Genomic DNA, 20,301 nt, shown 5'->3' with positions numbered 1-20,301 from the left:
TAATCACAGCTTGAACTTGAGGATCAAGTGCTTCAAACTTTCAGCCATACCAGACAAATGTGAGGCGGATGAGGAAATACCTTCCATGGAAACCAACTGCAGATCAGATGCGCTGGCTACTGACTGGGTATTATCATTAGCATTTCTGGCAATCGATGCAGTTGAGATAATAGATGCAGTGATTTGCTCGGATGAGGCGGCCATTTGCTCTGAGATCGCTGAAACCTCTTGAATTTCGTTGTTGATATGCTGAATAGAATCGAGTATGGAACCGAACTTTTCACTAGTCGTTTCAGCCACAGAGATACCTATCGTAACTTCACGAGTAACGGATTGTATCGCTTCTACAGCGTGCCTTGTTTCTGTTTGAATTTCATGGATTAACGCAGCAATTTCGTTAGCGGATGAACTGGATTGTGCAGATAATTTTTTCACTTCATTCGCGACAACCGCAAACCCTCTTCCTCCTGCACCCGCTCTTGCTGCTTCGATGGAGGCATTCAGTGCCAATAAGTTTGTCTGGGTTGCAATGTCAGATATCATCGATACAATCGCACCAATTTCCTCCGATCGCCGCCCCAGTCGCCCAACAAAGTCTGCCGTTGTAGTTGCTGAATCTTGGATTAATCCCATCTGAGCAACGACTTGACGGATAGCTTCATTTCCTTGCTCGGCCTGCGTTGAGGTTTCAACGGACTTTTCCGAAACGACGGATGACGTTTCTGCAATTCGTCCGATTCCTGTCGCCATTTCTTCCATCGCCTTCGCTGCTTCTTCCGTACTGATGAGCTGATCAGCAGCCCCTCCAGCAACTTCTTGTACGGCAGTAGCAACTTGTCTCGAAGAGGCGGCTGTTAGATTAGCACTTGCTGCAAGCTCTTCGGATAAAACAGCGACCTGAGCAGAAGTTGCTGCCGTTTGCTGCAGAGTTTCCCTCAAATGAACAACCATGTCGTTGGCTGCCTTGGCCAATTGCCCCAACTCGTCCTTGCTTCTTACTTTTAAAGGCTGGACATCTAGTTCCCCTTTGGCTACTTGAACGATATGGGAAGTAACCTTATGTAAGGTTTTGGAAACTAGAAGATGAACACTCACAATGACTGCTGCCGCTGTAAGCAAGCTAAAGATCAACAATAAGGTCAGACCCGTCTTGGCGGAAGAAAAAGCACCGATGGCTTCATTAGTCGCATGAACGGCCTCGCCTTTATTATATATTTTCATTTTGTCAAAAATGGCCTGGACACTCACATTTAGCCCTTCTGCTTCTGCAAGCAATTGTGCAGCTTTGGCGCCATTCTTATTTTGACTTGCTTCTAAAATCTGTTTGTTGATGTCTTTATATTCGTTCCATTTAAGTTTAAAATCATCGATATTTTTTCGATCTTCTTCCAAGACGACCTTTTTATCATACTCGGTCATGGTTAGATCAATTTTTCGGTATACTTGAGCAATACTGCTTTCCTGTCTGTCTTTACCGGTCTTGAGCGTTTCTTCTAGATGCATCATTGTCAACCGCATGACATGCTCCACCTCGAAATTCAACTCATTGATTAACTCTACGCCGGGCAAAGAGACAGCCGTTATGGAATCAATTCGTTCCTTCATGATATTCATTCGATTGATTGAAAATAGAGCCATGATAAGCATTAACACAAAAATGATGGCAATCCCAAGCATGATTTTTTTTCCGACAGATAATCTCATATATCAACTACTTTCTATTAATAAAATGGCTGCTTACTCTATTCAAATTGAATCCATATCCCTGTCTTATCATCCGATACCTTGAAACGAGGGTAACGCAGGCAATCCTTATCATCTGATTCAAGATTGAACAACCAATCCGCATAACCGGCCAATGTGCTATTTGTAATAGAAGTGGTCAACTCCTGAATGACGTCAATCGGTTCGCCTCCGCGTTCCGTATGCGGGAAAAGACCGTCGGTAACAAGCAGCAATGACTTCAATTGAATGCGGTTGATTCTACCGTATTCGATGAATTCAGCCAGATGCGGTTCACCGCTCATAACAGAGTAGCCGGCCATCGTATTCATCTTCGATTTATTTTGTAAAATGATCGGTTTAACGAGTTCCCAAAGGTCCTCTCGCTTCACAATGCCATTCTCGATGCCTTGCTCCCAAATGTGTTTGGATTCAAGATCAATATGCGCGACCTGATCACGCGAAATCGTCCGAAGCGACCCGTCCTGATAAACTGCCACGATCATACAATCTCCAACCTGTGCATAATCGATATAGTTATCCTCAATTCGGATGAGAGCGAGCGAACTCGTCCATAAAGCAGCTTTATCCGATGTATGGATGCCGGCTGCTTCCATTTTCTCCCTCAATCGGATATTCGCCTGGACAACCAGTTGCTTGAGATCCAAATCAGCGACATCCTCCGCTTGAAGCGACTCCAAATACTGTCTGATCACTTGTGAGGCCAAGTACCCCCCCGTTTCTTTGTTAGGACCACGAAAGGGATGCAGAGAAGTTGCACCGTCCAGTACCCCAAATAAATGTAACTGTTCATTGTCAACGAGTGCATCTTCATTCCATTCACCGCTACCCGGTAAGGATATTTTTTCTACATGCATAGTTGTACGCCACCTTCATCTCATGTCTGTATATTCTTCGTCTATTTGCGAAGCCAAGTCTCGTATTCTTCCTCAAAATACTTTTCCTTCGCATGGTTTGTATCTTGCTCTAATTGCTCCAGCATGGATTGCGTGTAGCTCCACCGTTCGAAGTCCATCTTTGCGGGTTTCTTGGCCGAGAACATACGCACCGAATCAAGAATCATCTTTTGACTCGCATTCCACTGCCCTTCTTCTTGCAGCTTCAGTAGGACATCGGAACGCGAAGGAATTAAACCATTGCTGCGCCATAAAGCATTTTGCGTGGTATCACTGATCATATAGGAAATAAAGCTGTTAGCCGCTTTCACTTTGGTTGGTGTTGGATTTAAAACAATCATCCCATCGATACTCGGCACAATTCCCTGTTGTTCCAGGCCCGGTAACAACTGGGCATTATATTGGAACTTACCTCCAATATATCGTTCTACCGTCATCAGCTGTTCAGAAGTACTTAGGAATAAACCGATTTTTCCATTAATAAAATCACTCGCAGCCCGACGGTGAGTGATTGGCTTCATAATTTTCAAGTTATGAACCCACTCTCCCCACATCGATATCGCAGAGTTGAACTTACCATATTCCTCAGTTTCGCCATGGTTTTCCTTTACATTTAAGCTATCTAGATACCAAGGCAATTCCTTGTCGATGGCAATCCCCCAATGCCCCTTAATACCTCCGTCGTTCCCAACCAAGTTTGTTTCCATTGCAGCATTCGACACTTCACCCCATCCGGTAAACGAACCCTTTTGAGAGTTCTTGGGCAGTTCCTCCCGGTAATAAAGCATAGGTATGCTTCCACCGATCGGCACCGCCCAATCTAGGTCCGAATAATGGAAAGGCTCGGTAAACGTTGGCTGCAGCTTCTTCCATTCCGGTATGGATAAATTATCTACGGGAAGCACCGCTCCGGCATCCACTAGCTGGGCAATCCCATAAAAGCTTTTAATTTCAGCAAGCTGCGGCGCTGCATTAGCGGATATTGCCGCCATTAACTCCGTAAATAAATGATCACTCGAGCGGAAGTATCTCACATCCACATCAATATTCGGATACGTTTGATGAAACTCATTAATAGAGGTTTCCAAGCCTTCACTATATACCCAGATGGATAGAGCCGTTCCACGAACAGATTCTTCACTTGTAGTCGTCGATTTCTTATTATTAAACATAAATGAGGTAGCAATTATAAGGATCAGTTGTAACGCTATGGCCCAAATTATCCATCTATTTAGCTTCATGGTTCCTCCTGGTAAGCTCATCATGACAATCATTTTCATTGTAGCACGACAGGTTCCCGAAATCATGAGCCTTCATGAAAGACGCTTTTCACTCAAGCCGTTACAACTGCAGCCCCTTCTTGCTAAGCTTATTAGCTATGATCAAGGAAATTAACGTGGTGAGGGACAGGATTGATGCCAGCGCTGCACCTGTACCGTAGTTAGCGGTAAATACCTCACTGTAAATCGTCACGGTAATGGTTGCTGTCGCCCCGTAATAAAGAACAATCGTTGAACTTAATTCATTAATGGTCGTGACCCAGCTCAGAATCGCTCCGGACAAAACACCGGGTGCCATCAAACGTCCCGTTGTCTTGAAGAATGTCTTCATCGGTGGAACGCCAAGGCTGATCGAAGCTTCTTCTACGCTGCGATCCAATTGATACAAGATCGCCGTACTGGAACGAATCGTGTATGGCAGCTTGCGTACCACATAAGCAATGACCAGAATGACCCATGTCCCCGTTAGCACTACAGGAGGTTTATTAAAAGCAATGATCATGCTGATCCCCAGAACAGTTCCCGGCATGACATAAGGTATCATGATTAAGGAATCGAGCATCGCCGTTAACTTCGATTTCCTGCGCACCAACACGTAGGCTACGAGCATCCCCATCACGACCATGATCACGATGGATATTAAGGAGTAGGTGTACGTATTCAAGATCGCCTTTGGTACGCGGAATAAAATTTCTTTATAACTATCTAGACTAAATCCAGTTTGAAATACCGGTCCTTTTGTTTTGATGAAGGAGGTCACAATGACCGTCGCCTGAGGAATAATCGATACACATGCGACCAACAAAGCAAAGCCAGTAAACAGCCATTTCTTCAGCGGCGCCAGTATTTCTACTTTCGGTGTACGCATACCCGTCATCGTATAATTTTTGCGGGAGACAAAGTATCGTTGAAGAAACAAAATACTCGTAGAACAAATGATAAGGATCACGCTTAACGTACTAGCCATGGCGGGGTTTCCACCCATCTCACTGATGAACTGCTCATAGGCTAAGATTGGCAATACCTTGAAACCTTGGCCCAGCAGCATCGGCGTACCAAAATCTGCGAACGACGCCATGAACACCATTAATGCGCCAGCTGACAGTGTAGGAAAAATCAACGGAATTGTAACGGTACGAAGCCTGTGGAAGCTTGAACGTCCCAAGCTTTCTGCCGCTTCTTCGAGCGAAGTATCAATCGTTTTTAGTGCACCAGAAACATATAAATAAATATGCGGATAGAACTGAAGTGTAAAGACGAATACAATGCCCTTCCATCCATATATAGAGGAAAATGGAATCCCAATATCATGCAGGAAGCGTGTTAGAAAGCCGTTATTCCCTAACATCAAAATCCAAGAATACGCTCCGATAAAAGGAGGGGAAAGTAGGGACATAATTACAAGAATTTGAATAATGCCTTTAAATTTCACATTGTAGCGAGTCGTGATATACGCGAGAGGAACACCTATTAGGATAGAGAACACCGTTGTAAGTACGGATACCTTCAAACTGTTCCATAGCGCACTGTAATAATACTTCAGCTTGATGAAATTCGCGTAATTGGCTAATGAGAACATCCCTTGGTCATTAAAAAAGCTGTTGAACAGCAAGGAGAATAAAGGGTATACGATAAAAGCGAGTAGAAAGAGATACACAAACAATGTCACCCAAGACCAGAAGTCCCATTGTTTGAAGGAGAACCACCGGCTTCTCTTAACGGCTTGCACGGTAGACCGCCTCCTTGCCGCTTTCATCAAACATCGTTGCTTTATCTAGCTGTAAATTCACATAAACAACCTGTTTCACTTTACGCAGCTGATGCGGTTCTACAGCATGCTCTTGAACGTCGATCACAAAGCCATTTGGAAGTTCAATTAAATAGCTTACTTTTTCACCAAGGAAAGTAACAGATTCGACAGTACCTCGAATCAAATTCTCGCCTGTGTTCTCGGATTCTAGCCGAATACGCTCGGGACGCAGCGAAAACAGCGATTTCCCTTCGTATGGCTTCAAGAGAGGCAGTAGGAAGGACGTTCCAAGCAGTTGAATCTCCGCTTCGCCTTGATCGCTTTTACTGCCGCGGCACTCAGCCTCGATAAAGTTCGATGTACCAATAAAGTTAGCTACAAATTGGTTAGCTGGATAGGCATAAATGTCCTCTGGAGGCGCAATTTGTTGAATGATACCTTCACTCATTACGGCAATGCGGTCGGAAACAGCCAAAGCTTCTTCCTGATCATGCGTTACATAAATCGTTGTAATGTTCAGTTCCTTTTGCAGCCTCCGGATGTCCGATCTCATCTTGATGCGTAATTTGGCGTCAAGGTTGGATAAAGGTTCGTCCATTAATAGCAAGCCTGGACGAATAACGATAGCTCGTGCCAAAGCAATCCGCTGCTGCTGACCGCCGCTCATATTAGAAGGAACACGATCTCGCAAGTGCTGCAGCTGAACCATCTCCAACGCTTCCATTACGCGCTGTTCCATTTCTTTCTTATTCACATTCCGAGCCTTTAATCCATAAGCCACATTTTCAAACACGGTCATATGTGGAAAAATCGCATAGTTTTGAAAAACCATCCCAATGTTTCTTTCATGTGTCGGCACATCATTAATCTTACGATCACCGAAGTAAATATCGCCTTCTTCTTGGCGGTAGAAGCCGGCAATTGTCCGCAGCAGCGTTGTTTTTCCGCATCCACTTGGTCCAAGTAAGGTGAAGAATTCCCCTTCTTGGATTGTTAAGTGAGCATCATTGACCGCCTTGGCGGTTCCGAAATATTTAGTCACGTGGTCAAAGACGATTTTTTGCATGTTATTTACCTCCGATGTCTAAAAAAAGGTGCCTAGACCGTTACAGTAAGGCACCGCTCATTTGATCAAATCTTTATTCTTGTCCAGATACAATTTTACCAAAACGTTTAATATTTTCGTCTTTCTTGCTGGAAGCCCAATCAAAATCATAGTCGACGAGCTTGATATCCTTGGCTTGTGCGATCCCTTGAATCACTTCCGCATCCTTACGAACGGAACGGCGTTTGAATTCCTTTTGAATGAGAGACTGCACGTCTTTACTTACTAGGAAATCGATAAATTTCTTCGCATCTTCCATATTTTTAGCACCTTTGATGATTGCAGCTCCATCAGGTACAGCCGAAGTTCCTTCGGATGGATAAATAATGCCAACTTTGGCGCCGCCTTCCACATAACGATAAGCTGCTTCCTCGAGCGTAACTCCAAGTGCAAACTCTTTGTCAGCTACTCCTTTATATACCTGGCCGGAGCCTGACAATACTTTACCATCCAGGTTGGTTACAAACTTCTTAATAAAACCCCAACCTTGGTCTTTCCCGTTTGCTGTCAGCATCGTGATTAATTGCGTATAGGAAGAACCGGACTTTGCAGGATCCGCATAGGCAATCTTCCCTTTCCATTTCGGATCCAGCAGATCCGTCCAGCCCTTAGGCTCTTCGCCTGCTTTAACAAGTTCTTTGTTGTACATGATAATCATTGGCAGTGCGGCAAATGGTGTCCACACATTGTTTTTGTCTACATATTGCGGAGAAATATTGTCGTATTCCTTTGTTTTATAAGGTTCAAAATATTTTTTATAGGCTTCAAGAGAATCAGCACCGCCAGCCCAAAATACATCGCCCAGCGGGTTGGTAGCCTCGGCTTGTACACGTTTCAAGAGATCACCTGTACCGCCGGAAATCAACTGTACCTCAATGCCTGTACGATCCTGAAACTCCTTAATTATCGGGTTATTAAGCTCAGCTGCATTCGGGGAATACAAGGTAAGCTTACCGCCTGTTTTTGGTGAGGGTTGACTAGTCGCAGGTTGTCCAGAAGATTCGGCCGGTTTCGCCGTTGGGGTCTCTTTTGCACCGCATCCGATCAGAGAACCGACAAGCAGTAGGGATAAAAGACTGGTTAGTGATTTTTTCATTTTGTTAACCCTCCATATGATTTGTGTCTTTATCTTTCTAGTTTTACTATACGTTCAGATGAAAGCACTCTCAATGTGACGAATTTTCGTATTTGTTGAAATTTTTGTTCAAAATAAAAACTCCACCAAGTCATGAAGTGGAGAATTCAATATTATGCCTATAGCGGAAGGCTCTCAATCCCGAGCCGTTTGCGAAACTCTGTAGGAGTTTCCCCCGTATATTTGCGAAATAGTTGGCTGAAATATCGCGGATCCTGGTAACCGACTTGTACGGAGACCTCATAAATTTTAAGACGGGGATTCGTCAGAAGCTCCTTTGCTTGTCGTACGCGAATCAAAGTCATGTATTCGAGAAAGCTGGTTCCAACCTGCTTTTTAAACAGTCTACTGAAGTAGCTTTCACTCATATGATAGCGCTCCGCGATACCTTGAAGTGAGATATCCTCAGCGTAATGCTCTCGGATAAACAGCTCGATCTCCTCGAACCCGCTCTTCTTTTGAGGATCGGACTGCTCCGCATATTGCCGATTCCACTCAAATAACGTATCGTTCAAGCGAATCAGCCATTGTTCAAGCGAGTCATCCACTCGTTCAGCTGAAGTTAGGAGAAACCCGCTATCGATGACGATGTTATGCAATTCGTTATCTCGCAGCAGGAGGGAATTTAACGTAACGATAAATTCGAAAAAGCTTCTTCTTGCCGTAAGTCCATCTGCATGGAGGTGTATGAGATGTGAATACCACAACCGAGTTTGGGCTTCGATGGACGAAGGACCTCCCCATTTGACCAATTCGATTAGTTCCCTCAGCACGGTATGATTTACACTTACCGTTTCTTGCTGCCGTTCGATATCTTCAAACCAAATCATTTGCTCGCCACCTAAAAAGACAGTTTGATACAAGGCACGCGTGGCTTGAATATAGGCAGCCGGAATCAAATCGATCGTTGAAAACGAATGGCTGACCGTTAGAACGCATCTTTGCGCAAAGGAAGATAATAACAGCATTAGGTTATCAAAAAAGATCGCCAGATCGCCTCGTTCGACTTGACGATTGGCCAAAAGCGCATATCGCGTCTCGTTTATTCGTACTAAAGTAAGGGTGGACAGCTCTTTGATTCGTTCCTTGATCCGATCCCGAAACTGGCTGCTATCCGCCCCCATGTCCTTAAGACCGTCCATTTGCAGCAATAAAACGCGATATGGAGGGATAACAACTCCGCCTTCTGTGTTTTCTATCCCCGTGCCAAACTCTACAAACCATTCTTTTTCAAGCGTCCCCGCATAATCCAGCATAAGATCATAGAGAACCTTTTCTTCAATCAGCGGCTGCTCCCATCCATACTTAAGCTTCAATCGCTCCTGCTGTGACTGCAATCGGCGTTCCTCATCAAGCTTTGATATAATACGTCCAATAACTTGGATAAGCTCATCTGGATTGGTAGGCTTCAGCACAAAATCAGCAGCCCCTAGCTTAACTGCCTTCTGGGCATATATAAAATCATCGAAACCGGTAAGAAATACTATTTTCACTTGTGGCAGCAGCTCCGCCACTTTCTCAGCAAGCTGAATACCGTCCATCGCAGGCATCCGAATATCCGTCAGTAGGATGTCTGGCGGGTTAGCTATAATTCCTTCTAAACCTGCTTGTCCATCTCTTGCTTCGCCTATCACGGTGCAGCGCATTTCTTCCCAAGGAATTGTCAGTTTCAGCCCCTGCAAGACGAGCCACTCATCCTCCACTATGAATAGTTTATACACGATGATCCTCTCCTGAGCGCATAATGGGAATTTCGATAAGAATAGTCGTTCCTTGCATGATCTCACTCTCGATTTCAAAGCGATAGTTCGAGCCGAAGTATAGCTGAAGCCGTTTGATCGAGTTTTCCAGTCCAATACCCGTATTCTGCTCACTATCCGATACGTATTTACCGCTAAGGATACGCTCCACCATATCTGATGTCATGCCTACACCGTTGTCTCGGATTTCGAAGCGTACACATTCCTGGGCCCGACATCCCCTAATGGAAAGCAGCCCTTTTCCCGGTTTGATCTCTAATCCATGTGTGATAGCATTTTCCACGATCGGCTGAATCAACAGCTTAAGCGTGTATAAGGATTCGATTTCTTCATCGATATGAATCTCGACTTCCAACTTATCCCCATAACGCATCTGTTGAATGAATAGAAAATTGCGGATTTGATGCATGTCTTCCTTCACTTTGATGAAGGGTTGCCCTTTGCGGATACTAAACCGCAGCAGCTCTCCGAGCGAAATAACCGTTTGACTAATATCCGTCATTTTATTAATACGTGCCATCCAATTGATCGAATCTAGTGCATTATAGAGGAAATGTGGGTTGAATTGGGCATGAATCGCCTTAATCTCCGCCTCTTTCAACATTAACTGCTTCTTGTAAACTTCATCAATCAACTGCTTGATCCGCTGTACCATTTTATTAAAACTGAGACCTAGCTGCCCGACTTCATCCCTATATTTGGAAGAAAATGCTACGTCCATGTTGCCGTTTTCTACCAGATACATCAGTGATTTCAGCTTCCGCAGCGGATTCGTAATCGTCACCGATAACACATAGGCGACCCAGCAGGACACAACACCGAACAAGATCATAATAAATAACATCAAATTACGGATGCTGCTGCTCTCCTTTGTCAAAACAGCAACCGGCACAATACTAACCAGCTTGAATCCCGTAATCTCAGAAGTATCGTAAACGACCATAACAGGCGCAGAATCTTTGCTGGCTGGTTCGAAAAACCCTTTGCTACCTGATAATACTTTATCTAAATAAGGTTCGTTTAACTTCGTGCCTACGATATGCTTGGATGGCGTACTCGAAATAACATACCCATTGCGATCCAACAGCAGCATTTGTCCACCAGGCAGTAAATGGGCCTTGTTATACTTGTCAGCCAAAGCGTTTTCCGTAATATCCACAATCATGAAACCAAGCGGTTTGTTCGTTTCAATCTTCTTCAGCAGCCTGCCACTGCTTAAAACAATGCCAAAATCCTCTGTCTTCTTCATGCTGTAATGCGTATCCCAGATGATATTGCCGCCTGCTATCCGCATTTTACGAAACAATCCCCAATTCAAGTTATAATCGTCGTACTGATTAGGAAGAAGGTTCCCTGTAAAATAACGATCCCCATTCTCCCCAAGCAGGTAAATGGCGATATTCCAGTTTTTGAATCCCAGGAAAGTATCGAGAATATCATTGACCCTTTTCTCATCCTGCTGCTTCTCCGCTAACGTTCTGCCCTGATCTTTAGACAGTACATCTTGTATTTCTCTGTTACTATAAATGTAAATGGTCAACTGTTCGATATCTTTAACGAAATAATTCAAGCTGTAATTCACCTGAGACAAGCTTTCAAGAATCGTCTTGCTCACTTGCGTTTGTACGACCTGTGACGATTTGTAATAGGAGAAGGTTCCAAGAATGGATAAGGGGATTATAGCCAACGGAAGGAATAGGATAATGAGCTTTTTCTGAAGGCTTGTTCCAAGTAAATAGTTCTGTAGGCGATTTCGTAAATTGGACATAACCTCACTCCTTCCGTTTATTTCAATCGTCATTATCTTTATCCAATGAATTCTCTTCAATGACAAGAGTACAGGACAATAGTATGAACTTCAACCCCTGCATGAAAAACGGAACGTAAGGAAACTCTCCAAAAGGATTGACCTTTTCTGCGAATAGGCTTATACTTCTACTCAATATACATACCTGACCGTGCCTATGATGAGATTCCAACTCGGAGGCGTTTTCGCCAAGAACAACCCTTTGCGCTCAGCAAAGTCAGTCATTCTAAGTTAACCGGCACCGCCCGTTACCGCGGAACCAAGTGGAGAAGCATTCACCAGAATGTTTCTTAAATTGGGTGGCACCGCGAGCAAACGCTCCTCGTCCCAATCGGATGAGGGCGTTTTTTGTTATTTTCGGGGCCTCCGCAAAGTAATGTCTAAACCTCTTTCGATGTAATTCTAGGATGAATGACCGCTTTTATTGGAAGGTTTAGACGCCGATCGAGCCTCGCTCGAAGCGGAAGGAATAAGCTTCGAAGGGTACACATCACTTTGTGGGGTAATTTTGTTCGTTTAACCACTTACATTCGGGAGGTAACTAAAATGACGAAACGACGGTACAATTTTAACCCAGGACCCGCTGCACTGCCTTTGGAGGTACTTGATGAGGCACAAGAGCAATTTGTGGATTATCAAGGGACAGGTATTTCACTGCTTGAAATGTCTCATCGAAGTCACACGGTTGAGGATCTGAATCAAGAAACCCAGCAGCTTCTTCTGAACTTGCTTAGCCTGCCTAGCGGGTATGAGGTGCTTTTTATGGGTGGAGGGGCAAGTACACAGTTCGCTCTCCTTCCATTAAACTTTTTAAATACGAATCAGACGGCCAACTATGCATTGACGGGGAGCTTTTCGGAAAAAGCTTATAAAGAAGCTTCTTATGTTGGGCGCACACATGTCGCGGCAAGCTCCAAAGATCAGCACTGGCGCAGTATCCCTGTGTTATCTGCAAACCAACTAGCACCTGATCCGGCATACATTCACATCACCATGAACAATACGATTGAAGGCTCACGTTACAATGGCATTCCAGAGGTAGGAAGCACGCCCCTAGTTGCCGATTTAACGAGTGAAATCCTAAGCAGAAAGCTGGATCTAGAGAGGTTTTCGATGATTTTATGCCGGCGCTCAGAAAAATCTGGGACCAGCAGGTGTCACAGTTGCCATCATCCGCGAAGACTGGCTGGAGAAAGCATCCAAGAAGATCCCTGAGATCATGCGCTATGAAACATTCGCCAAAAACAAGTCACTGTTCAATACGCCGCCTGTTCACGCTATTTACATGATGAATTTAGTGCTAAAATGGGCAGTGAACAAAGGCGGCGTAGAGCAATTAGAACAACTTAATCGCATAAAGTCTGGCCTAATTTATGATGTTATTGATAATAGCGGCGGATTTTACAAGGGAATCATCGAAGTTAGCGATCGCTCGCATATGAATATCACTTGGCGTATGGCCAATGAAGAAATCGAGCGTCAGTTTATCAAAGAATCAGAGGCTAACGGCTTTGAAGGTTTGGCCGGCCATCGAAGCGTAGGCGGTCTGCGTGCGTCAGCATACAATGCAGTTCCATTAGAAGCCTGTCAGGCTTTAGCCGATTACATGGTAGATTTTGCTCGAAGAAATGGTTAGATCATTAATCGCGACTCTGGCTGGCAAACGGTCACCGATTTGCAGTTTGAAGGCGTGAGTCTGGTGTCCATTGATGAGACGTGGTCAGCTATGCGTTTCCGCCTGCAGGGTATCAATAATCCCAGATTCAAAGAATAAAAATAAAAGAGTCCCGTAGAGCGGCTAATGCCAAACTCTCGGGACTTTTTATCTAAAGGTAAGGGAAACTAAAGGAATAAAGCTACTTATTTACCAAGTTGGTGAATCGGGTGACCAAGCGCACCTTCTGCGGCATCCATGATCATTTCTGTCAATGTTGGATGAGCATGAATGGTAAGTGCGATGTCCTCCAAGTTAGCGCCCATCTCAACCGCAAGAGCAAGCTCCCCGATCAAGTTGGATGCTTCTGGACCTACGATTTGACCACCAAGCAATTGGCCTGTTTCTTTGTCGCCGACTAGCTTCACGAAGCCTTGGCCAGCATTCAAAGAATTAGCGCGACCGTTAGCGGCATAAGGGAATTTACCAATCGTTACATTGATGCCTTGTGCTTTGGCTTCTGTTTCACTTAGACCTACGCCAGCAATTTCCGGATCAGAGAATACAACAGCAGGCATTGCTTTGTAATCTACGATGCTCGAGTGACCCGCGATCGCCTCAGCAGCCACTTTAGCTTCATAGGAAGCTTTGTGTGCCAATGAAAGACCAGGTACAACATCACCAATCGCGAAAATATGCGGAATGCTCGTTCTACCTTGGTTATCCACTTCGATCAAACCGCGGTCTGTCAGTTTCAAGTTGATGAGATCAAGACCAAGCTCGCCATCTGTGTTGGGACGACGACCAACGGTTACTAATACATAATCCGCTGTTACTTGCTTCTCTTCGCCTTTTACTGTGAACGTTACAGTAACGTCATTTTCTGTCTTTGTGCAGGATTGTGCAAGTGCTTCGGTATGAACCTCTACGCCGACTTTCTCCAGATTGCGCGCTACAAGCTTCGTCAATTCTTTCTCGAAGCCTGGAAGTACGTGATCGGAGCCTTCAAGCACAGTTACTTTTGTACCGAATTTCGCGTACGTTTGACCTAGCTCGATTCCGATGTAGCCGCCGCCGATAACGACCATGCTTTTCGGAATTTCAGGCAAGTTCAACGCTTCCGTGGAAGAAATGATTCTTCCGCCGTAAGGGAATGCTTTCAGCTCGATCGGACGGGAACCCGTCGCGATAATGCAGTGCTTGAAGCGGTAGCGAGGAGCTTCTGCATCATTGAACACACGTGCTTCATGCTCATTGATGAACATCACTTCGCCTTGGAACGTTTGGATCTTGTTGCCTTTGAGCAGCGCGCTAACGCCGCCCGTTTGTTTGGCAACAATGCTATTTTTCCATGCTTGTACTTTTGCAAAGTCCACTTTCACGTTCTGGGCAGAGATACCCATGCTGTCAGCGTGCTGTGCATGCTCATACGTGTGAGCTGCAGAAATCAAAGCTTTGGATGGGATACAGCCGCGGTTTAAGCACACGCCGCCCCATTCCGCTTTATCAACAATCAGAACGCTCTGCCCAAGCTGAGCAGCACGGATGGCAGCTACGTAACCGCCGGGACCTGCACCAATGACCAACAAATCAATATCTAAAGAAGCATCTCCTACTACCATGCTGTTACACCTCCAAGACGAGAAGCTCTGGATCAGCCAGAAGCTGTTTGATGTAGTTCAGGAAGCTTTGTGCTGTCGCTCCATCCACGATACGGTGGTCGAAGCTCAAGGAAAGCGCCATAACCGATGCTGCAACGATTTGTCCGTTTTTCACAACTGGTTTTTCTGTGATACGGCCTGCACCTAGGATTGCAACTTCAGGGAAGTTGATAACCGGTGTGAAGAACATACCGGCTACGGAACCAATGTTCGTAATGGAGATCGTGCCGCCTTTCATTTCGTTCGGAGCCAATTTGCCTTCGCGTCCGCGAACGGCAAGATCTTTAATCGAAGAAGCGATCGACCATATGTTTTTGCGGTCTGCATCATGGATAACAGGAACGAGCAATCCGTTGTCTGTATCTGTTGCAATCCCGATGTTGTAGTACTTTTTGTAGACGATTTCTTGTTTCTCTTCGTCGATCATCGCATTCAACGCTGGGAATTGACGGCAAGCCGCAACCAATGCTTTCACGATGAATGGCAGGTAAGTCAGCTTCACGCCTTTTTTCTCGGCGAGTGGCTTCGTGCGCTCACGCAGTGCGACTAGTGCCGATACGTCGATTTCGTCCATCAGTGTCACGTGCGGAGCCGTGTACACGGATTTCACCATAGCGTTCGCGATAATTTTGCGGATTCCTTTGAACGGAACCCGCTCCTCAACGCGATCGCCCACGACAACCAGCTGCGCAGCAGCCGCAGGTGCTGCTGCACCAGCTGCTGCATCTGCAGCTGGTTCTGCTGCTTCCGGAGCCGCGGCAGCGCCCGCTCCGTTAAAGCCGAGCACGTCCTCGCGTGTTACGCGGCCGTGCTTACCTGTAGGCGTCACCTCTGCGAGTGTGATGCCTTGCTCTCTTGCCAGCTTGCGTACGCTAGGCGTCGCAAGCACTTCGCGGCCCGCGCCCGCGCTTGGCGCGGCTGCTACAGGAACTGATGACGCGGCAGGCGCTGCTGTTGGTGCCGGTGCTGCCGCCGCTGGGGCCGCGGCAGGCGCAGCTTGGCTGTCGGTCTTGTGATGCATCGATTCAGCAGGCAGCTCGCCTGTCACTTCAATCGTCATAACAAGCTCGCCAATATTACAAACTTGTCCTTCTTTAACGGCAACAGCAACAACCTTACCTTCAACTGGACAAGGAACTTCAACGACCGCTTTATCGTTCTGTACTTCCATAAGAATCGTTTCGTCTGTCACGGTGTCACCCGCTTTAACCAACAGCTTTACGATCTCGCCTTCATGAATGCCTTCACCAAGCTCTGGGAACTTGTATTCAAACAAAGCCACGTGCACAACCTCCTATTACCTTCGACTGTGATTAGAATTCGAGTACTTGATTAATGCCTGCAATGACACTTGCTGGACTAGGCAACCAAGCGTCTTCGATTTGTGCGAACGGATAGATTGTATCTGGCGGAGCAATACGCAAAACAGGAGCTTCCAGATGCAGAATCGCTTTTTCATTAATCTGTGCTATTACTTCTGCGGCTACACCGGATGTTTTTTGCGCTTCTTGTACGATAATCGCACGGTTTGTTTTCTTAATTGAAGTTACAATAGTTTCGATATCAAGCGGAATTAAAGTACGAAGATCAATAACTTCAACTTTCACGCCTTGTGTTTTCTCGATCTCTTCAGCGGCTTTCACGGATGTGTGAACCATAGCCCCGTAAGTAATAATCGTCACATCGGAGCCTTCGCGAACAACGTTCGCTTTACCAAGCTCAATGGTGTATTCGCCTTCCGGTACTTCTGCACGGAATGCGCGGTATAAGTTCAGATGCTCCATGAAGAAGACAGGGTCATTATCGCGAATCGCGGAAATGAGCAGTCCCTTCGCATCATAAGGGTTGGAAGGAACAACAACTTTAATACCTGGCGTTTGAACAAGTAAACCTTCGAGGGCATCCGTGTGAAGCTCAGCTGCTTTTACACCGCCGCCAAATGGTGTACGGAATACGATTGGTGAGTTGTAACGGCCGCCGGAACGGTAACGCATACGAGCTGCTTGCACGCAAATTTGGTCAAGCGCTTCATAAATAAAGCCTACGAATTGAATTTCAGCGATCGGACGAAAGCCTTGAATACCAAGACCAACAGCAAGTCCGCCAATTGCAGATTCAGCAAGAGGCGTATCAAATACGCGATCTTCGCCGAATTCTTTTTGTAAACCTTCCGTAGCACGGAATACGCCACCAACATGGCCAACGTCTTCGCCGAACAAAATTACATTAGGATCTCTTTCCAGTTCAACGCGCATTGCGTCTTTTATCGCTTGAATCATCGTCATTTGTGCCATGACTTCTCCGTGCCTCCTAATTGTTTTCGTGAGAAAACTTGCTTCGTAAGCTTAAGCCTAATTTATTTAAACGCTTGCTTCTGTTCTTCGAGATGTGCCGGTGTTACTTCGAACATAGAGTCAATTAGGCCTGGAACCGTCATTTTCTCTGTTTCTTCCGCTTTTTTGATATGCTCAGCAACAGTTGCTTTCGCTTCTTCTTTCACTTGAGCTTCTTCTTCTTCACTCCAAAGACCTTTTTTAGTCAAGAACAGACGCATACGCGTAAGCGGATCCTTAGGCTCCCAGTCGCTCTCTTCATCTTTGGTCCGATATTTCGTCGTATCATCCGCCAAGGAATGCGGACGGTAACGATAGGTTAATGCTTCAATCAACGTAGCGCCTTCGCCTCTGCGTCCTCTTTCAGCAGCTTCGGTAACAGCTTGAACAACAGCTAATACGTCCATTCCATCAACTTGCACACCCTTGATACCTGCAGCAAGTGCTTTATGCGCAACAGAAAGTGCACCAGTTTGCTTCGAATAAGGAGTCGTAATTGCGTAACCGTTGTTTTGTACAAAATAAATGACAGGCAGCTTGAATGCTCCTGCAAAGTTCATGCCTTCGTAGAAATCGCCCTCAGAGCTTCCTCCGTCGCCTGTGTACGTAATCGCTACACGCGGTTGGTTGCGTTTCTTGAATGCCATAGCCACACCGGTAGCATGTAAAATTTGAGCCCCGATGATGATTTGCGGCATAAGTACGTGTACATCCTGCGGAATTTGTCCGCCATGCTGATGACCACGGGAATACAAAAATGCTTGATAGAGCGGAAGTCCGTGCCAAACGAGCTGCGGCATATCGCGGTAACCCGGGCAAATGAAATCGTCTTTATTTAATGCAAATTCACTACCGATCATCGAAGCTTCTTGTCCGGATACCGGAGCATAGAAACCAAGACGTCCTTGGCGACCGAGATTAACTGCTCTTTCGTCCCATACGCGGGTGAATACCATTCTTCTCATTAATTCTTTTAATTGGTCGTCACTAAGTTTAGGCATTTTGTCGGAATTAACAATTGTGCCGTCTGGAGCTAGAACCTGTAAAGGCTCAACCTTCTCTGTGGTCACTTCATAATTCGCTTGGCTGACAAGTGGCTTACTCATACCATTTCACCTCTTATATGATTTTGATGCCTGCTAGCTTCACTTCTGTTATAGTATTATTATAAACCTGTTTTTGTGAATTGTACACCAGCATCCCTGTGTTATATGACCTTTTTTCGCCAGAGTGAATAGTACAGTTACCGAAAATATATAATACAGTTAACACAAAATTCACAACTGCTATAATACACATTACCCTCTAAACGACAAGCTTACACTTGCTACACCAAATTAGGTCTAAAGAGAAAGTTAAAGGAGCACAACCATGTCGGATGACTCTCGCTTTTATAAAAGAACGATTGTGAAAGATGAACTCACCTCTGTCCTTCTCGGAGAAAATCGCTCCCTGCGAATTTATCTCCCTCCCGGTTACAATGAACTGCTCTCCTATCCGGTCATTTATTGCCAAGATGGTGAACAATTCTTTAATTTCGGCCGAATTGCGACGACGATCACTCGCTGTATTCTGGATGAAGGCTTAGAGCCCGCCATTGTTGTCGGTGTCGATGTGAATAACAGTAACCGCACTTCGGAATATGCGCCTGAGGGTGAACGCCATGATACGTACTGCCGTTTCTTTGCAGAGGAACTCCTCCCTTATGTAGAAAGCCGATATCCGATTCGATCCGAACGGAACGAACGCATTGTGGCGGGTGATTCCCTTGGTGGGACCGTGTCCTTGCATCTCGCCTTAGATTATCCTAGCCTTTTTTGCCGTGTTATATCCTTATCGGGCGCATTTTTCGACATTACCAGAGAACGTATCAAAGCGGAGGACGACTTGTCGTGGCTGGAGCTGTATATGTTAATTGGCTTGGATGAAACGGATGTAAAAACGGAACGAGGGACTTTTGATTTCGTAAGAGAAAACCGACTGGCGAAAGCTGAGATGGAAAATAAGAATGTTACCCTTCACTATATCGAGAAGCCTGGGAAACATTTATGGGGATTTTGGCAAGGAGAATTGGACGCGGCTCTGCATTATTTTCTAGCATGATGACGATGAGAAAAGCGGTCCACTTTCCGTCTTCTGACGCGAAGTTGGGCCGCTTTTATTCATTGTTTAATCGCATAACGCTGCTTCAAAAGCTCCATCATACCCTGTATCTCTTCTTCACTCGGATAGCCTGGGATATTCCTGGGACTCTGCACTTTCACACCTTTGGCGGCCATCACCTGAACGAAATTGTCTGTGAAACGCTTCGCACTTAACTCAATATGTAAGCATTCCGATAAACTCGCCATACTCCCTGGCGCCACTAACGGATAGTCGTTTGGCGATGCTGAACCCGCCGCGCGCTCGTAAAAGCCTCTGGCCAAAGATGCTTTTGCTTCACCTAGACCTTCCACGATAATGAACGCTTGAACCGATAAGGCAAGCTGTTGTCTTCGCTGTGCAATGCCGCAAAACTTACGCCCACCGACACTTAAATCGAATTCCCCTGGACAAAATGAACCCATCACCTCACCCTGATCGATACGGTTAGTAATTGTGCTCATAACATCTCTTATCAAGGCTACCATTAGATCGAAATCCTTGCGATGCTCCATGTCACCCGCGCTTTTTGGTAACAACAGGGATACATTTACGACACCCAAATCGAGAGGTACCGCTGCACCTCCAGAGTTTCTTACAGCCGTATCATAGCCTTGACTTAGCAACCATTCGTTAGCTTCGGCCGCTTTGGGGAGGCGACTATCTCTGAGTCCCATCACAAAGGCTCGTGGATGCCTCCATATGTGCAGAATCGGTGGTGCTGCTTTACCTATTGCTCGGCATAAAAGCTCTTCCAGAGCAAAAGCATATAAGATCGGTTGCATTGCGGTTTCACCGGATCGATCATGAATGACCATTGAAGAGGGTAGTTCTAAAGTCGTCATTTGCTTAATCTCCTGGGCCTACGATTTGTATCCATGTACAGAATTGTAAGCGATACAAGCCTAAGCTGCAATAAAGAGCATGCACAGGAGAGGAGTATTTCGCCTGAAAAATGGATATGCAGTAAGTTTCCGTCAGAACTTGTCAAAAAACATCAAAATTTTGGAAAGAAATCAAAGGAATTTCAAGTTT

Annotated in this window: 14 protein-coding genes and 1 pseudogene; 2 read left to right on the top strand and 13 right to left on the bottom strand. The window is 45.5% G+C overall.

All coding sequences use genetic code 11. From position 1 onward, the window contains the following. Nucleotides 1-3: 3 nt before the first annotated feature. The 8 genes from QFZ81_RS06875 to QFZ81_RS06840 all read right to left on the bottom strand — a co-directional run bounded on the left by QFZ81_RS06875 (nucleotide 4) and on the right by QFZ81_RS06840 (nucleotide 11,437). Nucleotides 4-1,704: a methyl-accepting chemotaxis protein gene (locus tag QFZ81_RS06875; protein WP_307602022.1), complete on the bottom strand. Its 1,701-nt coding sequence runs from the start codon at nucleotides 1,702-1,704 to the stop codon at nucleotides 4-6. Nucleotides 1,705-1,742: 38 nt separating this feature from the next. Continuing rightward, a complete protein-coding gene (locus QFZ81_RS06870) occupies nucleotides 1,743-2,600 on the bottom strand; it encodes a protein phosphatase 2C domain-containing protein (protein WP_307446398.1) in 858 nt (285 codons plus the stop codon). Between the two features lie 41 nt (nucleotides 2,601-2,641). Next, nucleotides 2,642-3,880: an extracellular solute-binding protein gene (locus tag QFZ81_RS06865; protein WP_307602020.1), complete on the bottom strand. Its 1,239-nt coding sequence runs from the start codon at nucleotides 3,878-3,880 to the stop codon at nucleotides 2,642-2,644. A 100-nt stretch (nucleotides 3,881-3,980) separates the two neighbouring features. Further along, nucleotides 3,981-5,648 carry an ABC transporter permease gene (locus QFZ81_RS06860; RefSeq protein WP_307446403.1) on the bottom strand — a complete coding sequence of 556 codons (1,668 nt, stop codon included), beginning with the start codon at nucleotides 5,646-5,648 and terminating at the stop codon, nucleotides 3,981-3,983. Beyond that, on the bottom strand, nucleotides 5,635-6,735 hold the full coding sequence (locus QFZ81_RS06855; protein WP_307446406.1) for an ABC transporter ATP-binding protein: 1,101 nt from the start codon (nucleotides 6,733-6,735) through the stop codon (nucleotides 5,635-5,637). The genes QFZ81_RS06860 and QFZ81_RS06855 overlap by 14 nt, the downstream gene beginning before the upstream one ends. A 73-nt stretch (nucleotides 6,736-6,808) precedes the next feature. Next, nucleotides 6,809-7,870, bottom strand: coding sequence for an ABC transporter substrate-binding protein (locus QFZ81_RS06850; protein ID WP_307446409.1), 1,062 nt, complete (start codon nucleotides 7,868-7,870; stop codon nucleotides 6,809-6,811). Nucleotides 7,871-8,028: 158 nt separating this feature from the next. Next, on the bottom strand, nucleotides 8,029-9,630 hold the full coding sequence (locus tag QFZ81_RS06845) for a response regulator (protein WP_307446411.1): 1,602 nt from the start codon (nucleotides 9,628-9,630) through the stop codon (nucleotides 8,029-8,031). Next, entirely contained in the window at nucleotides 9,623-11,437 is a 1,815-nt protein-coding gene (locus QFZ81_RS06840) for a sensor histidine kinase (protein WP_307602018.1), read from the bottom strand. Before QFZ81_RS06840 ends, QFZ81_RS06845 begins: the two co-directional genes overlap by 8 nt. A gap of 585 nt (nucleotides 11,438-12,022) precedes the next feature. On the opposite strand from QFZ81_RS06840, the pseudogene serC reads away from it, so the two are divergent. Then, nucleotides 12,023-13,112, top strand: a pseudogene (gene serC, locus QFZ81_RS06835) (3-phosphoserine/phosphohydroxythreonine transaminase). Nucleotides 13,113-13,336: 224 nt separating this feature from the next. Here the strand turns inward: serC and lpdA are convergent. The 4 genes from lpdA to pdhA all read right to left on the bottom strand — a co-directional run bounded on the left by lpdA (nucleotide 13,337) and on the right by pdhA (nucleotide 18,230). Beyond that, nucleotides 13,337-14,752 (bottom strand): dihydrolipoyl dehydrogenase, encoded by a 1,416-nt coding sequence (gene lpdA / locus QFZ81_RS06830; RefSeq protein ID WP_307446420.1) that lies wholly within the window; start codon nucleotides 14,750-14,752, stop codon nucleotides 13,337-13,339. Between the two features lie 4 nt (nucleotides 14,753-14,756). Further along, nucleotides 14,757-16,073, bottom strand: a complete 1,317-nt coding sequence (locus QFZ81_RS06825; protein ID WP_307602016.1) for a dihydrolipoamide acetyltransferase family protein — start codon at nucleotides 16,071-16,073, stop codon at nucleotides 14,757-14,759. Nucleotides 16,074-16,104: 31 nt separating this feature from the next. Continuing rightward, nucleotides 16,105-17,085: an alpha-ketoacid dehydrogenase subunit beta gene (locus QFZ81_RS06820; protein ID WP_171644669.1), complete on the bottom strand. Its 981-nt coding sequence runs from the start codon at nucleotides 17,083-17,085 to the stop codon at nucleotides 16,105-16,107. Between the two features lie 62 nt (nucleotides 17,086-17,147). Further along, complete coding sequence (gene pdhA / locus QFZ81_RS06815; protein WP_057306093.1) at nucleotides 17,148-18,230, bottom strand: pyruvate dehydrogenase (acetyl-transferring) E1 component subunit alpha; 1,083 nt, start codon at nucleotides 18,228-18,230, stop codon at nucleotides 17,148-17,150. 265 nt (nucleotides 18,231-18,495) lie between these two features. On the opposite strand from pdhA, the gene QFZ81_RS06810 reads away from it, so the two are divergent. Next, entirely contained in the window at nucleotides 18,496-19,227 is a 732-nt protein-coding gene (locus QFZ81_RS06810) for an alpha/beta hydrolase (RefSeq protein WP_307446427.1), read from the top strand. A 59-nt stretch (nucleotides 19,228-19,286) separates the two neighbouring features. On the opposite strand, the gene QFZ81_RS06805 is transcribed toward QFZ81_RS06810, so the two are convergent. Continuing rightward, the gene (locus tag QFZ81_RS06805) at nucleotides 19,287-20,111 is read right to left on the bottom strand and encodes a lipoate--protein ligase family protein (protein ID WP_307602014.1); all 825 of its coding nucleotides are present in this window, start codon (nucleotides 20,109-20,111) and stop codon (nucleotides 19,287-19,289) included. Nucleotides 20,112-20,301 lie beyond the last annotated feature (190 nt).

Origin of the sequence: Paenibacillus sp. V4I9 (genome assembly GCF_030817295.1) — a bacterium.
Classification (GTDB): domain Bacteria; phylum Bacillota; class Bacilli; order Paenibacillales; family NBRC-103111; genus Paenibacillus_E.
This window is presented reverse-complemented; position numbering and strand designations above follow the sequence as displayed.

Bases quoted from the DNA above. Each gene is read 5' to 3' on its own strand.
- QFZ81_RS06870 (WP_307446398.1), bottom strand. From the start codon at position 2,600: ATGCATGTAGAAAAAATATCCTTACCGGGTAGCGGTGAATGGAATGAA.
- QFZ81_RS06810 (WP_307446427.1), top strand. From the start codon at position 18,496: ATGTCGGATGACTCTCGCTTTTATAAAAGAACGATTGTGAAAGATGAA.
- pdhA (WP_057306093.1), bottom strand. From the start codon at position 18,230: ATGAGTAAGCCACTTGTCAGCCAAGCGAATTATGAAGTGACCACAGAG.
- QFZ81_RS06840 (WP_307602018.1), bottom strand. From the start codon at position 11,437: ATGTCCAATTTACGAAATCGCCTACAGAACTATTTACTTGGAACAAGC.
- QFZ81_RS06805 (WP_307602014.1), bottom strand. From the start codon at position 20,111: ATGACGACTTTAGAACTACCCTCTTCAATGGTCATTCATGATCGATCC.
- QFZ81_RS06850 (WP_307446409.1), bottom strand. From the start codon at position 7,870: ATGAAAAAATCACTAACCAGTCTTTTATCCCTACTGCTTGTCGGTTCT.
- QFZ81_RS06820 (WP_171644669.1), bottom strand. From the start codon at position 17,085: ATGGCACAAATGACGATGATTCAAGCGATAAAAGACGCAATGCGCGTT.
- lpdA (WP_307446420.1), bottom strand. From the start codon at position 14,752: ATGGTAGTAGGAGATGCTTCTTTAGATATTGATTTGTTGGTCATTGGT.
- QFZ81_RS06865 (WP_307602020.1), bottom strand. From the start codon at position 3,880: ATGAAGCTAAATAGATGGATAATTTGGGCCATAGCGTTACAACTGATC.
- QFZ81_RS06875 (WP_307602022.1), bottom strand. From the start codon at position 1,704: ATGAGATTATCTGTCGGAAAAAAAATCATGCTTGGGATTGCCATCATT.
- QFZ81_RS06855 (WP_307446406.1), bottom strand. From the start codon at position 6,735: ATGCAAAAAATCGTCTTTGACCACGTGACTAAATATTTCGGAACCGCC.